This is a genomic window from Primorskyibacter sedentarius (assembly GCF_004342065.1).
Taxonomy (GTDB): Bacteria; Pseudomonadota; Alphaproteobacteria; order Rhodobacterales; family Rhodobacteraceae; genus Primorskyibacter; species Primorskyibacter sedentarius.
The window spans coordinates 135,728-149,017 of the sequence record NZ_SLZU01000010.1; the positions used below are offsets into that span (position 1 = coordinate 135,728).

At 63.7% G+C, this 13,290-nt stretch carries 15 protein-coding genes; 4 read left to right on the forward strand and 11 right to left on the reverse strand.

The window, feature by feature from the left end:
* Window positions 1–37: 37 nt before the first annotated feature.
* Genes argB through EDD52_RS14415 form a run of 3 tightly spaced genes read left to right on the forward strand, consistent with a single transcriptional unit; the run spans window position 38 to window position 2,096 of the window.
* Complete coding sequence (argB, locus tag EDD52_RS14405) at window positions 38–925, forward strand: acetylglutamate kinase (RefSeq protein ID WP_132246158.1); 888 nt, start codon at window positions 38–40, stop codon at window positions 923–925.
* Complete coding sequence (locus EDD52_RS14410) at window positions 922–1,611, forward strand: ferredoxin (protein ID WP_243651953.1); 690 nt, start codon at window positions 922–924, stop codon at window positions 1,609–1,611. The genes argB and EDD52_RS14410 overlap by 4 nt, the downstream gene beginning before the upstream one ends.
* Complete coding sequence (locus EDD52_RS14415; RefSeq protein ID WP_132246160.1) at window positions 1,602–2,096, forward strand: SixA phosphatase family protein; 495 nt, start codon at window positions 1,602–1,604, stop codon at window positions 2,094–2,096. Before EDD52_RS14410 ends, EDD52_RS14415 begins: the two co-directional genes overlap by 10 nt.
* 121 nt (window positions 2,097–2,217) lie before the next feature.
* Here the strand turns inward: EDD52_RS14415 and EDD52_RS14420 are convergent, their stop codons facing one another.
* From EDD52_RS14420 to EDD52_RS14470, 11 genes are all read right to left on the reverse strand, one after another.
* Window positions 2,218–2,658: a copper chaperone PCu(A)C gene (locus tag EDD52_RS14420; protein WP_132246162.1), complete on the reverse strand. Its 441-nt coding sequence runs from the start codon at window positions 2,656–2,658 to the stop codon at window positions 2,218–2,220.
* A gap of 47 nt (window positions 2,659–2,705) precedes the next feature.
* The gene (locus tag EDD52_RS14425) at window positions 2,706–3,071 is read right to left on the reverse strand and encodes a hypothetical protein (protein ID WP_132246164.1); all 366 of its coding nucleotides are present in this window, start codon (window positions 3,069–3,071) and stop codon (window positions 2,706–2,708) included.
* Window positions 3,072–3,173: 102 nt separating this feature from the next.
* Window positions 3,174–3,464, reverse strand: coding sequence for a 50S ribosomal protein L28 (rpmB, locus tag EDD52_RS14430; RefSeq protein ID WP_132246166.1), 291 nt, complete (start codon window positions 3,462–3,464; stop codon window positions 3,174–3,176).
* A gap of 115 nt (window positions 3,465–3,579) precedes the next feature.
* Window positions 3,580–4,410 carry an alpha/beta fold hydrolase gene (locus tag EDD52_RS14435; RefSeq protein ID WP_243651954.1) on the reverse strand — a complete coding sequence of 277 codons (831 nt, stop codon included), beginning with the start codon at window positions 4,408–4,410 and terminating at the stop codon, window positions 3,580–3,582.
* Between the two features lie 4 nt (window positions 4,411–4,414).
* A complete protein-coding gene (gene meaB / locus EDD52_RS14440) occupies window positions 4,415–5,392 on the reverse strand; it encodes a methylmalonyl Co-A mutase-associated GTPase MeaB (protein ID WP_132246168.1) in 978 nt (325 codons plus the stop codon).
* Between the two features lie 80 nt (window positions 5,393–5,472).
* Window positions 5,473–7,485, reverse strand: a complete 2,013-nt coding sequence (locus EDD52_RS14445) for a M3 family metallopeptidase (RefSeq protein ID WP_132246170.1) — start codon at window positions 7,483–7,485, stop codon at window positions 5,473–5,475.
* Window positions 7,486–7,549: 64 nt separating this feature from the next.
* The gene (locus tag EDD52_RS14450; protein ID WP_132246172.1) at window positions 7,550–8,593 is read right to left on the reverse strand and encodes a HesA/MoeB/ThiF family protein; all 1,044 of its coding nucleotides are present in this window, start codon (window positions 8,591–8,593) and stop codon (window positions 7,550–7,552) included.
* Window positions 8,593–9,048, reverse strand: coding sequence for a dUTP diphosphatase (gene dut, locus EDD52_RS14455; RefSeq protein WP_132246174.1), 456 nt, complete (start codon window positions 9,046–9,048; stop codon window positions 8,593–8,595). The genes EDD52_RS14450 and dut overlap by 1 nt, the downstream gene beginning before the upstream one ends.
* A 43-nt stretch (window positions 9,049–9,091) precedes the next feature.
* Window positions 9,092–10,291 (reverse strand): bifunctional phosphopantothenoylcysteine decarboxylase/phosphopantothenate--cysteine ligase CoaBC, encoded by a 1,200-nt coding sequence (gene coaBC / locus EDD52_RS14460; RefSeq protein ID WP_132246176.1) that lies wholly within the window; start codon window positions 10,289–10,291, stop codon window positions 9,092–9,094.
* Between the two features lie 54 nt (window positions 10,292–10,345).
* The gene (locus EDD52_RS14465) at window positions 10,346–11,140 is read right to left on the reverse strand and encodes a ChaN family lipoprotein (protein WP_132246178.1); all 795 of its coding nucleotides are present in this window, start codon (window positions 11,138–11,140) and stop codon (window positions 10,346–10,348) included.
* Window positions 11,137–12,015, reverse strand: a complete 879-nt coding sequence (locus EDD52_RS14470; RefSeq protein ID WP_132246180.1) for an RNA polymerase factor sigma-32 — start codon at window positions 12,013–12,015, stop codon at window positions 11,137–11,139. The genes EDD52_RS14465 and EDD52_RS14470 overlap by 4 nt, the downstream gene beginning before the upstream one ends.
* Window positions 12,016–12,434: 419 nt before the next feature.
* Here EDD52_RS14470 and EDD52_RS14475 point away from each other — a divergent pair, with 419 nt between their 5' ends.
* Window positions 12,435–13,244, forward strand: coding sequence for a division plane positioning ATPase MipZ (locus EDD52_RS14475; protein WP_132246182.1), 810 nt, complete (start codon window positions 12,435–12,437; stop codon window positions 13,242–13,244).
* The last annotated feature ends 46 nt before the right edge of the window (window positions 13,245–13,290 follow it).

The following is a 13,290-nucleotide window of genomic DNA, read 5'->3' on the forward strand; positions in this document are numbered from 1 at the left end:
CCGATAAACGAAACAGATCTTTTTGGGGATGCCAGGGATGAAAACACGCACGATGAACCAGGATTGGATTACCACCGCCCGCACTCTTTCAGAGGCCCTCCCCTACATGCAGCGCTATTCCGGCGCCATCGTGGTGGTCAAATTCGGCGGAAATGCGATGGGCGACGCCGATGCGATGGCCGAATTCGCCCGCGACATCGTGCTGATGCGGCAAGTCGGGGTGAACCCGGTCGTGGTTCACGGCGGCGGCCCGATGATCAACGACCTTCTGGGGCGGCTCGGGATCGAATCGAAATTCGTGCGCGGCAAGCGTGTCACCGATCAGGCCACCGTCGAGGTTGTGGAGATGGTGCTGACCGGGCTCGTCAACAAGCGTATCGTTCAGGCGATCATGGATGAGGGCGGTCGCGCCGTTGGTCTCTCCGGCAAGGATGATGACCTGATGGTCTGTGAAGCGGATGACCCCGAACTCGGGTTTGTCGGTCGGCCTATCGAGATGAACGTTCAGGTTCTGCGCGATCTCTTTTCCGCCGGGATCATACCGGTCGTGGCCCCCGTTGCCACCGGCATGGACCCGCTGGAAACGTTCAACGTCAACGGCGACACCGCAGCCGGGGCCATCGCAGGCGCTCTCAAGGCGGACCGGCTGCTTCTGCTTACCGATGTTACAGGGGTCAAGGATGGCTCGGGCGAGGTTCTGACCTCGATGACCCCCGATGACGTCCGCCGGATGACAGCGGATGGCACGATCGCGGGCGGGATGATCCCCAAGACCGAAACGGCGCTCAAGGCAATCGAAGAGGGCGTGCGCGCGGTGGTGATTCTCGACGGGCGCGTGCCCAATGCCTGCCTGCTGGAGCTTTTCACCGATCACGGCGCCGGGTCACTGATCCGCCAGCCCAGCCCCGCGCCCGTCGAAGAGTGAGCACGGCGCGGCGCAGCCCCCTTACCGAGTTTCACCGGATCGACTCCCTCGCACATCGGTACGCGCTGGCTGTGACTGGCGCGTTTCACCCCGGCAAGGACGACGGCGCCCCCGCGGATTGCCGCACATTGCTCTTGCTGGGCCCGGACGAGCCGCGCTTCTGGCCGGTGTTCCGCAAAGCGCCCGAATACCTAGACGGGTCGCCGGATCCGCTGGACAGGTGGTCAACGCGGCAGGCCGGGGCCTTGGCGACAAAGATCGGCGGGACCGCGATATTTCCCTCCGACGGCCCGCCATGGCCACCGTTCATCGCATGGGCGCTCGCGACGCAAAGCTGCCACATCTCGCCCGTCGGGCTGCTCGTACACGACAAGGCAGGTCTTTTCCTCAGCTTCCGGGCGGCAATCGCGCTGCCGGTGCAGTTGGAGCTGCCCGCGCCCGCGCCGTCGCCCTGCACCTCCTGCCCTGCGCCCTGTGCCACCGCATGCCCGGTGGGTGCCCTGTCTCCTGGTCAGGACTACGACGTCGCTGCCTGCATGGCGCATGTCTGCTCTGCCAAGGGTCGCGAGTGCCGCCAAGGATGCCTCGTGCGCTGCATCTGCCCAGTTTCGCAACAATTCGGCCGCGACCCCGGCCAATCCGCATTTCACATGACCGCATTCCTGAAAGGACAGACATGCGCTTGATCCTTATGCGCCACGCAAAGTCGAGCTGGGATGATTTCTCCCAGCCTGATCACGACCGTCCTCTGAATGCGCGCGGCAGGCGCAATGCCACGACGATGGGCGGCTGGCTGCGAGAGAACGCATTCCTCCCCGACAGCGTGCTGTGCTCAACCTCGGCGCGCACCCGCGAAACATTGGCGTTGCTTGATATCGCGGCGCCCGTCACCTTCGAAGAGCCGCTTTACCACGGTTCTCCGGAAACCTTGCTGAACGCTTTCAGGCATACCACCGGCCACACCGTTCTGTTGCTGGCCCATAATCCCGGTATCGGCGCCTTTGCCTCACGGTTGGTAAAGGTTCGCCCGACCCATCCGCGATTCGCAGATTACCCGACATGCGCGACGCTTGTCGCCCATTGCGACATCACCGACTGGGGCGCACTTCAGCCCGGCACCTGTCAGGTCGAAGCATTTGCCATCCCCCGCGAAGTTGAGGATGGGCTGTGATCGACGCCAAACACCGATGAAGCGCGCCAAGGCCGGACCCGAAGGCCCGGCCCACGTTTGGACGACGGCGGCGGCAGCGCCGCCCGAGGAGAAACGTCCCCCCCGTCCGGCCGATGAACGATCAGCGATCCAGATCGACAGGAACCTCGATCACGACTTCGCCCGCCTTTTCAAAGGTCAGCGTCAACGTGATGACATCACCATCTTCCAACGGGTCGGTCAGCCCCATCAGCATCACGTGGTCACCGCCGCGCTCCAGCGCGTGGGTTTCGCCTGCTGGCAGGGCAAAGCCGTCGGGCACATGGCGCATCTGCATCACGCCGTTGCCATCGTCGATATGGGTGTGCAGTTCGACCCGCGCGGCGGCATCGGACGCGGCATCAATCAGCTGATCGGCACTGTCACCAAGGTTCTCGATCAGCATGAAGGCCGCGCCGGACTTCGCCGCGGGGCCGGAAACCCGCGCATAAGCATCGTCGATACGCACCTGGCTTTCTTCAGCAAGAAGAGGGGTGGCCGCAAGTGAAAGCGCCAGAACGGCGGCGCGAGAAATGAAAGACATGGGTGTCTCTCCTGTCAGAATTGGAATGTTGGGTGTCGTCTGCTGGGTCAGGCGGGCCTGATGCCTGCTCCGACAGGTGGTGCGCGCGCTTTCGCCCCCACCGTCTGTGCATCGCGGCCCTGCGACGCCTCAACCCCGAAAACAACCGCGCGGTAGACGCCCGAAGGTTGGGGCTCGGCCGGGGCGGCCCCGGCGAAGATCAGCAATGTCAGTGCGCAATCGGGGCAGATATGCGTCGGTTCAACCGGGTTGCCATCGGCATCGATCTGAACTGTCGCGACGCCCGTTCCGGTGCAGATGACCATCTGCCCGGCCACCATCGTCTGCCCACGCGCCAGCGCCATGCTCTGCGCCGTGGCGGTCAGAACAAGCGACAGGATCAGCGCAAAGGTGCAGCGAAAGAACGTCGTCATCGCGACACTTTACCCAAGGGGGCACCACGTGCGACGCGACAAAAGGAAACAGCCCCGCCCGAAAAAGGCGAGGCCGCATCACGTCCCTCGATCGTCAAGGTGTCAGGCCGAAGCGGCCAGCGCCTTCGCGATCTCTTTCTTCACTTTCAGCGCGTTGGCCGAAAGCTCATCGTCCTTGGCTTTCGCCAGGAATGCGTCAAGACCACCGCGGTGATCGACGCTGCGCAGCGCCGAAGCAGAGATGCGCAGCTTGATGCCGCGGTCCAGCGCTTCGGATTGCAGCGTGACGTCGTTCAGGTTCGGCAGGAAACGACGGCGGGTCTTGTTGTTGGCATGGCTGACATTGTTGCCAGTCATCGGGCCTTTTCCGGTCAGTTCGCAACGGCGCGACATGTGTCCATCCTCGTCTGGTTCCGGCGAAAGCGTTCCTTCCGCCAATATTTAAGGGCGCCGCAGACGCAGCGCCCGGAATCTGGTTGGGTGTCATTAGGCCCTGAACAACAGCCCGTCAAGAGCTATCGGACGGATTGGCTGCTGCTTTGGCGATGGAGCGAAGGGCTGCGGCCCGGGCGGCGGCGAATTTGCCAAGATCCGGGCGTTTGCGTCGGGCAGCGACCTTGGCGATATGCGCCCAGTAATGGTCCGATTCGCGGCGGCTGTCCCGGTGCATGTCGATGATCGACGCAGGCTCGACCTCGCCCGACAAAAGCAGCTTTTGCATCGCGCCGAAATACCCCCCCTGGCGCAGCACGCGGCTGGCCGGGTGCCCGCCCCCCGCAAGCCGACAGATCCGCAGCCGCGGGAACACCATCTGGATCATCTCGGCATTCATCACGTCCAGCGGCTTGAACGGGTCGCACAGGATCACGCCCGACACGCCGTTTCGCGCGTTTGCAACCAGATCGCCAAGATCATCGTCAAACCCGTCCGCGCAATCGCGATACCGCCCATCGGTCGGAACCACACGCGGCGAGATCGAGTACTGCGCAGACACGGCGATCAGCTTTCGCAGCCGCAAGGGTTTGGAATAGCGCAGTGCCGCGTAGCCCCCCATCGAAAACCCGATGGCCGAAACGCTTCGATACGGCACTGTCAGCGCGCGCAGCGCAGCGCCCAGCGCGCCTGTCTCGGAATTGATGTACCAATCGTTGCGCAAGCTTTGGATATGCAAATGCGCGTGCCCGTTTTTCACGAAGCTCTGCACTGGCTTTGCATCGTTGAAAACGGGGGGGCCGTTGATTCGCTGACGGAAGGTCACGATCAGGCGGGGGGCCGCCCGGTTGAAGAGGCTTGCCCGCATGTGCAGGCCGTCAAAAACGCGCTCCTCGCTCAGCGCCATCCGCTCACCCGCCGAGATAGGTCTGCATCAACTCCACCGCTGCGGCAGAGGGCGTGGCCTGCCCGGCCTCTACCTGCTGCGCAAGGGTTTCAAGCGCGCCCTTGATCGGCTCGCGGCTGAGGCGTGACAAAAGCGACTGGCGCACCTCTTCCTCGAACCAGAACCGGGCCTGGGCGGCGCGGCGGGCCTTGAAATGGCCCGTTTCGCGGCGCCAGTCGGTGAGGGCGGTCATCTCGTCCCAGGCCTTTTGCAGCCCCTCTTCCTCCAGCGCCGACACGGTCATCGCTTTGGGAAAGCCCTCTGGATCCTGCGGCCGTTTGCGCAGCAGGCGAAGCGCGCCCGCATAATCCGCACAGGTGCGGGTAGCGGCCGATTTCAGCTCTCCATCCGCCTTGTTTACAAGGATGATGTCGGCAATTTCCATGATGCCACGTTTGACGCCCTGAAGTTCGTCCCCACCCGCGGGCGCAAGCAACAGGATGAACAGGTCCGACATCTCGGCCACCATGGTTTCGGATTGACCGACGCCCACCGTTTCGATCAGAACGACGTCAAACCCTGCCGCCTCGCACAGCGCCACTGCCTCGCGTGATCGGCGGGCGACACCGCCAAGCTGGCTCTGACTGGGCGACGGACGGATAAAAGCGTTCGGATCCCGGCTGAGCCGTTCCATCCGCGTCTTGTCGCCAAGGATCGATCCTCCGGACCGGACAGAGGACGGATCGACCGCGAGAACCGCCACTTTCAATCCCTGCGCTGTCAGAAAACAGCCAAAGGCCTCGATGAAAGTGGATTTGCCCACGCCCGGCGTCCCGGACAGACCGATGCGCAGCGCCTCGCGGCCGGAGCCCTTGAGTTCCTCCAGCAGGGCGGCTGCATCCTTGCGGTGGTCCTCACGCCCGCTTTCGACAAGCGTGATGGCCCGGGCCAAGGCCCGGCGTTCGCCCGCAAGGATGCGTTGTGCCGTGTCTGCGATGTCCATGCCGGTCTCCTTCACTGCCTCGGCCCCATTTGCATGGGTTGCCCACGAATTGTCCAGACGAGCGGGCGCCGCGGCTGGGTTCAGGCGGCGAGCCCGCGCCCCTTGAGCAGCGCCTCGACCCCCGGCATCCGGCCCCGGAATGCCTTGTAAAGGTCCTCGGCCTCGACGGACCCACCGGTGGAGAGGATATTCGCCTCCAGCCGCTTTGCAGTATCGGCGTCAAAGGCGCTGCCTGCTTCCTCGAACGCCGCGAAGGCATCGGCATCCATCACCTCGGACCACATGTAGCTGTAGTAGCCGCTGGAATAGCCGTCCCCCGCGAAGACATGGGCGAAATGCGGCGTGGCGTGGCGCATGGGGATCGCATGGGGCAGGCCCAGCCGGGCCAGCGTGTTGGCCTGCGCCGCCATCGGGTCCGCAGGGGCGGCGCCATCGTGGAAATCCAGATCGACCATCGCAGAGGCGACATATTCCACGGTCTGAAAGCCCATGTCGTAATTGGCAGCCCCCAGCACACGCTCCAGCATCTCGCGCGGCATCGGCTCTCCGGTCTCGGCATGGGTGGCGAAACGTTCCAGCACTTCGGGCACTTCCAGCCAATGTTCGTATAGCTGGCTGGGCAGTTCGACAAAATCACGCGCCACCGACGTGCCCGCGACAGAGCCGAATTCCACATCAGACAACATCTGGTGCAGCGCATGGCCGAATTCGTGAAACAGCGTGCGCGCATCGTCATAAGACAGCAGCGCCGGGTCACCCTTGGCGAAGTTGCAGACATTGACCACGATCGGCGCCTTGGCCACCGGGCGCTTTGCCTGCATCCGCATCGCGGAACACCATGCCCCGGACCGTTTCGACGCCCGCGCGAAATAGTCGCCGATGAAGACCGCCACATGGGCACCGTTGCGCGTAACCTCCCACGCGCGGCAATCGGGGTGGTAAAGAGCGGCCTCCAGCGGGCGGAACTCCAGCCCGAACAGGCGGTTTGCGCAGTCGAATGCTGCTTCGATCATCCGGTCGAGCTGCAGGTAAGGTTTCAGCTCTGCCTCGTCGAGGTCATGCTCTGCCCGGCGACGTTTCTCGGAATAATAGCGCCAATCCCAAGGCTCCAGATCGCCGTTCATGCCATCGGCATGCATCATGTCCGACAGCACCTGCGCGTCTGCTTCTGCCTGCGCGCGGGCAGGCTCCCATACGGCCATCAAAAGCTCGCGGACGCGGTCGGGGCTGCCCGCCATCTCGGTTTCCAGCTTGTAGGCGGCAAAGCTGTCATAGCCCAACAGCTTGGCGCGTTCTTCCCGCAGGGCCAGCACCTCGGCCGCGATTTCGCGGTTATCGGTCTCGCCGCCATTCGCACCGCGCGACACCCAGGCGCGCCAGGCAGCCTCACGCAGGTCGCGCCGGGGCGAGAATTGCAGGAACGGCACGATCAGCGACCGGCTGAGCGTAATCACCGGACCGTCCGCGCCCTGTTCTTCGCCTGCGGCGCGTGCCGCATCGCGCACGAAATCGGGCAGGCCTTCCAGGTCAGCCTCGGTCAATGTCATCGACCAGCCCGCCTCATCTGCCAGCAGGTTCTGGGTAAAGCTGGTGCCAAGCGTCGCCAGACAGGCCTTGATGGCGGCCATGCGATCTGCCTCGTCACCATCAAGTGCTGCACCCGCACGGACAAAGCCGCGATGGGTCAGCATCAGAACGCGCGCTTCCTCGGGCGACAGGTCCAGCCCGTCCCGGGCCTCCCATAGCTGCCGAATCCGGTCGAAAAGCGGCCGGTTGGCGTAGATGGCAGAGCTATGCGCGGACAGTTTCGGCGTGAATTCGCGCTGCAATTCCTGACGGCGGGGCGTGCTGTCGGCACCGGCCAGCGCAAAGAAGGGCGACAACACCTTGTCCAGATCCTCGCCCGCGCCTTCCATCGCCTCGATCGTGTTGGCAAATGTGGGCGCGTCGGGGTTTTCGGCAATCGCGGTGATCTCGTCCATGTGGCGGGCAAGCGCGATCTCCAGTGCGGGCGTGAAATCCTCGTCGTCAATCTGATCGAAGGGCGGCAGACCAAACGGCGTGGTCCAGTCCTGCAAAAGCGGGTTTGTCATGGGGGTCTCCTTTGCGTGCCAAGCTATGTGCTGTTGCGCCCGGCTTCCAGCCCCCTTCGACGGGTCAACCCTGCCCGCAAACCGGGCAATCGGCGCGGCGCTTTAATGCAATCTTGCGCGTCTCGCCCCACAGCGCGTCATAGATCAGCATCTCGCCCGTCAGTGCCTTGCCCGCACCGGTGATCAGCTTCACCGTCTCGACCGCCATCATGGCGCCCACGACACCCGGCAGCGGCCCCAGAACGCCCGCCTCTGCGCAGGAAGGCGCAATTCCGGGTGCTGCCGCCTGCGGGAAGATGCATTGATAGCAGGGCGCGCCAGCGGCCGGGTGAAAGACGCTCAACTGCCCCTCCCACTGGCTGAGCGCGCCGGACACCAGCGGTTTTCCCGCCGCAACGCAGGCACGGTTGACCAGATAGCGCGTCTCGGTGTTGTCCGTCCCGTCAAGGATCACGTCATGATCAGCGATCAGCGCCCCGGCGATCCCCTCGTCCAGACGGCGATTGTAGGGGCGAACCTGGATGGCCGGGTTCTGTGCCTCCATCGCGGCCTGCGCGGAAAAGACCTTGGCCATGCCGATATCGTCATCACGGTGGATCACCTGCCGTTGCAGATTGGCATTCTCAACCACATCATCGTCGATCACCCCGATACTGCCCACGCCCGCCGCCGCCAGATATTGCAGCGCGGGCGCACCCAGCCCCCCGGCCCCGATGACGAGCACACGGGCATCTTTCAGCTTGCGCTGCCCCGGCCCACCCAGTTCGCGCAGCACGATATGCCTTGCGTATCGCTCCAGCTCGGTCTCGGTAAAGGCACCAGAGGGCTGTTCGGCGGCAGCGGGTTCCGCCTCTCGCGCCCGTGCACGTATCAGCCCCAGCCCCCAGCGATAGATCATCACAAGCACGACGAAACCGGCGAGGATCAGCCAGCCAGACGCGTCCTCCCCCGTTGCCATGCGGATCGGATGGCCGGCAGGCAGCACCAAATGCGCCAGCACAACGGCCAGATAAAGCAGCCCGATCATTCCCCAGCGAAGGTTGCGCGGCGTGCCCATGGCAGCCCCGATGCCCCAAAGCGCACCGGCCATCAACAGAACCACCAGCATCAGCCGACCCCGGTAGAGCCGAAGCCCCCCGCGCCGCGCCGGGTCTCGTCCAGGCTTGCGACCTCGTGAAAGACAGCCCGCACCACTGGCGCCACGACCATCTGCGCAATGCGCATCCCGTGTTCGATCACGAAAGGCTCTGCCCCGGCATTCATCACGATCACCCCCAGCGGCCCGCGATAGTCGCTGTCGATCGTTCCGGGGCTGTTGGGCAGCGTGATCCCATGTTTCAGCGCCAGCCCGGACCGGGGCCGTATCTGCACCTCGTACCCGTCAGGAACGGCCAGACGCAGGCCTGTCGGCACCAGAACCCGCGCGCCCGGCACCAGTTGCACCGTGCCGCGATCTGCGAGGTTCGCCCGCAGATCCGCTCCCGCAGCGCCCACCGTCTCGTATCGCGGCAGGCCAAATGACCGATCCGCGCCCTCGTCCCAGCTGATTTGCAGATTTACCATGGCTTGCGCTTCATTCCGGCCCAAATGCTCCACTCCCGCCCGATCACCCGGCGCCCAACGTCTCTGCGATGCGCGCCGCCAACCGCTGCGCCACATCGTCCTTGCCCATGCGCGGCCAGACCTCTGCCCCGTCTTCCGAAATCAGGACGACGGCGTTTTCACTGCCGCCCATGATGCCGGTCTCGGGGCTGACATCATTGGCCAAAATCCAGTCGCATCCTTTGCGGGCGCGCTTGGCAGTGGCATGGTTCACGACATCATCGGTTTCAGCAGCGAAGCCCACAACAAGCGCAGGCCGACCGTCGCTCATTTGCGAAACCTCGGCCAGAATGTCGGGGTTCTCGGTGAATTCCAGCACTGGCAGCCCGCCCGCGCCCTTCTTGATCTTCGACGAGGATTCCGTCGCCACGCGCCAATCGGCCACGGCGGCGGCAAAGACGCCCGCATCGACCGGAAGCGCCGCCTGCACCGCGTCGCGCATCTGCCGCGCGGTTTCGACACGCACCAGCGTTACCCCCTCTGGCGGCAGCACGTCTGCGGGACCGGTCACAAAAACCACCTCTGCCCCCAAACCCACCAGCGCGCGCGCAATTGCCGTGCCCTGCGCCCCCGAGGACCGGTTGGCGATGTAGCGCACCGGATCGATCGGTTCGTGCGTGGGGCCAGAGGTGACGAGCACGCGGCGCCCCTTCAATGGCCCGTCGGTCAGCGCCGCAGCGCAGGCCGCAGCAAGTTCCTCTGGCTCTGCCATGCGACCGGGGCCGTACTCGCCGCAGGCCATGTCGCCCTCGTCCGGGCCAACGATCTGCACACCGTCACCCTTCAGCAATGCCAGATTGCGTTGCGTCGCGGGGTGCAGCCACATGCGGACATTCATCGCAGGTGCGATCATCACCGGCGTGTCGGTGGCGAGCAGCAGCGTCGAGGCCAGATCCCCCGCCAACCCTTGCGCCATTTTCGCCATCAGGTCGGCCGTGGCGGGGGCCACGAGCACCAGATCGGCCACGCGCGACAGCTGGATATGGCCCATCTCTGCCTCGTCCGTCAGATCGAAAAGCGCGGTATAGGCCTTTTCCCCGGCGACCGCTGCCACGGTAAGCGGGGTCACGAATTGCTCGGATGCGGCTGTCATCACCGGGGTCACGGCGGCGCCCTGCTGCCGCAAGAGCCGGATCAGCGCGGGTATTTTGAAGGCCGCGATACCGCCACCGATGATTAGCAGAATGCGTTTTCCCGCAAGCATGTCGCCCCCTTTGGGTCCGTTCGCCGACAGTGTTACGCAGCCGGGCGGGGAAACTCAATCGGTGCTGACGGCATCGGGCTGTTTGGCGAAGGCCGCGCACGGGTCTTCTCGTTCAGGGGCAGGCGCGCTGCGCAGCGCGTCGAACTCTCCCAAGGGGGGATCGTCACCTTCCCCCTGACCAAGCGCCCAGACCGTCACATCCGGTGCCGCCAAGGACAAAAGCGCGGGCGCCCCCCAATCCTTGCGGGCATGGCCATTGCCGGTGACGACAGCCACCGGGCCGCCAGTGTCCTCAAGCGCCTGCAACGCGACCTGCGCCAGCCGCGCATCGCGAAGCCGCTGAATGGCCACCATCATCGGCAGCATTTCGGACGGCAAAGCATCGCAATGCGCCGACATCTGCGCAGCTTCGCGTGCCGCTTGCTGATCTTCAGGAAGGGGTCGATCCAGCCCGAAACGCGGCGCGTCCGGGCCAAATGCCCCGATCACATCTGCCGAGGCTTCGCGTGCCTTTTGCCTCGAAACCGCGGCGCCATAGACCCGGGCCTCGCCCAACGCTGCGAAGATCGCGTAATAGATCGCGAAATCCGGCCAACCCGACGCGTCCCATTCCAGCTTTGCTTGTAACGCCTCGCGATCCGGCAAGAGCTGCGGCGACACGCGGGCAGCCTGTTCGTCTGTCAGCATCTCGAAAACCACCGCGGCCGGCTGCATTCGCTCAATCTCGGCCGCTTGTGCAATGTGGTGGGCCGGATTGTCGTGAACCTCACCAAGGAACACGACATCCGCCCCAGTTGCCGCGGCAATTGCAGCGACCGGCCAAAGCAGAAACAGTGCAATCCACCTCATCCGAGGAATTCGTGTACTTCCTGCGACTGCGCCTCCAGCGTTTTGCGCATTTTCTGGAACGCCGCCGCTTCAAGCTGGCGGACACGTTCCTTGGACAGGCCCATCTCTGTCCCGAGGCTTTCCAGCGTGCGTGGGCTTTCGCGCATCTTGCGTTCGCGCACGATGAACCGCTCTCGGTCGTTGAGGGCAGACAGCGCATGGACAAGCCATTCGCGCAGCTGCGCATTGTCCAGACTGCTCTCCACGATTTCGGCAGCCTGCGCGCCATCGTCTTCCAGCGCGTCAATCCATTCGCGCCCCTCATCCTCGGCGGATTGTGTCGCGTTCAGTGAAAAGTCCGACCCGGACAGGCGCCCTTCCATCATCTCCACATCATGCAGGGGCACACCGATCTCTTCCGAGATCATGCTGCGCAGCTCGTGCGGGGCAAGCTTTTCGCCCGCCGCTGCGGCCTCGCGTTCCAGTTGGGCCTGTACGCGCCGCATATTGAAAAAGAGCGACTTCTGGCTGGAGGTCGACCCGGTGCGCACCATCGACCAGTTGCGCATCACGTAGTCCTGGATGCTCGCCTTGATCCACCAGACCGCATAGGTCGAGAAGCGTACGCCGCGATCAGGATCAAACTTGTCCGCCGCTTTCATCAGCCCCAGCCCCGCCTCTTGGATGAGGTCGTTCATCGGGGCGCCGTAGCGTTTGAACTTCGCAGCCATAGAGATGGCAAGCCGCATATAGGCTGTGATCAGCCGGTGCAAAGCCTGTTCGTCGCGCTGGTCGCGCCATGCATAGGCAAGCGCCAGTTCGGTCTCCGCGTCCAGAAGTTCTGCCTTCATGGCCCGGCGGGTCAGTGTACGGTCATTGAATGCGTCTAGTGCCATAGTGCGCTCCCAATTTATGGGTTCATGGTAAAACCGAATCTCGACAGTAATACGGCGTCACACCAGAAGCGGATCACGGTTGGTTGAATTGATGCGCGAGGCACCTCTTTGGTCCGATAACGCGGCAAAACGCCATCCGGTTCCAAAAATTGCCCGATTTTGTTACGTAGCGGGTACCGATCGCAGAGTCGCGGGGGACCGTTTGCCCGCAAGAATGCTCTGACCGGCGGGTCGCAACGCGTTAACCAATTGCATTTGACCCGCGCGATATGGCGTCAGCCACACCCGTGCTTGACGCAGAAGATGCCAATTCGCACCATTCCCTGCCCTTCCTGCTCTTTTCTTGGCAAAACGCACAAGATACAGTGCCGTCAAAGACACCACAGCCTAACATGTGGGTCCAAGGCAAGGGACGGACATTGGCGCATATCATCGTAGTCGGGAACGAAAAGGGCGGGGCCGGGAAATCCACCGTGTCCATGCATGTGGCAACCGCCTTGGTGCGGATGGGCCATACGGTCGGGGCGCTGGACCTTGACCTGCGCCAGCAGACCTTCGGGCGGTACACGCTCAACCGGCTTGAATTTTTGGCCCATGAAGGGCTTGATCTGCCGACGCCAAACTTCATCCAGCTGCCAGAGATCGATCCGGCAACTGTCCCGGCCGGGGAAAACCTGTACGACCATCGTCTGTCCGCCGCGATTGCGGATCTGGAAGGCAAGAGCGATTTCATCCTGATTGACTGCCCCGGTTCGCATACCCGCCTGAGCCAAGTTGCACATTCGCTGGCCGACACGCTTGTCACGCCGCTGAATGACAGTTTCGTGGATTTTGATCTGCTGGCACAGACCGATGCCGATGGCACGACAATCAAGGGCCCGTCCGTCTATTCCGAAATGGTCTGGAATGCGCGTCAGCTGCGCGCGCAGGCCGGGCTGAAGCCGATCGACTGGGTCGTGCTGCGCAACCGTCTGGGCGCGCAGAACATGGTCAACAAGCAGAAGATGGAACAGGCGCTGGACCGCTTGTCCAAACGGATCGGATTCCGCGTCTCGCCCGGTTTCAACGAACGCGTGGTCTTCCGTGAGCTGTTTCCGCGCGGCCTGACGCTGCTTGATCTCAAGGATATCGGGGTGAAACAGCTCAACATCTCGAATGTCGCCGCGCGACAGGAATTGCGCGACCTTGTGAAGGCGCTGAACCTGCCGGGCGTTTCAATCGACTTCTGACCGCCACGGGCATACCGGCAAGCGACGTGCCCACACAAAAAAGGGC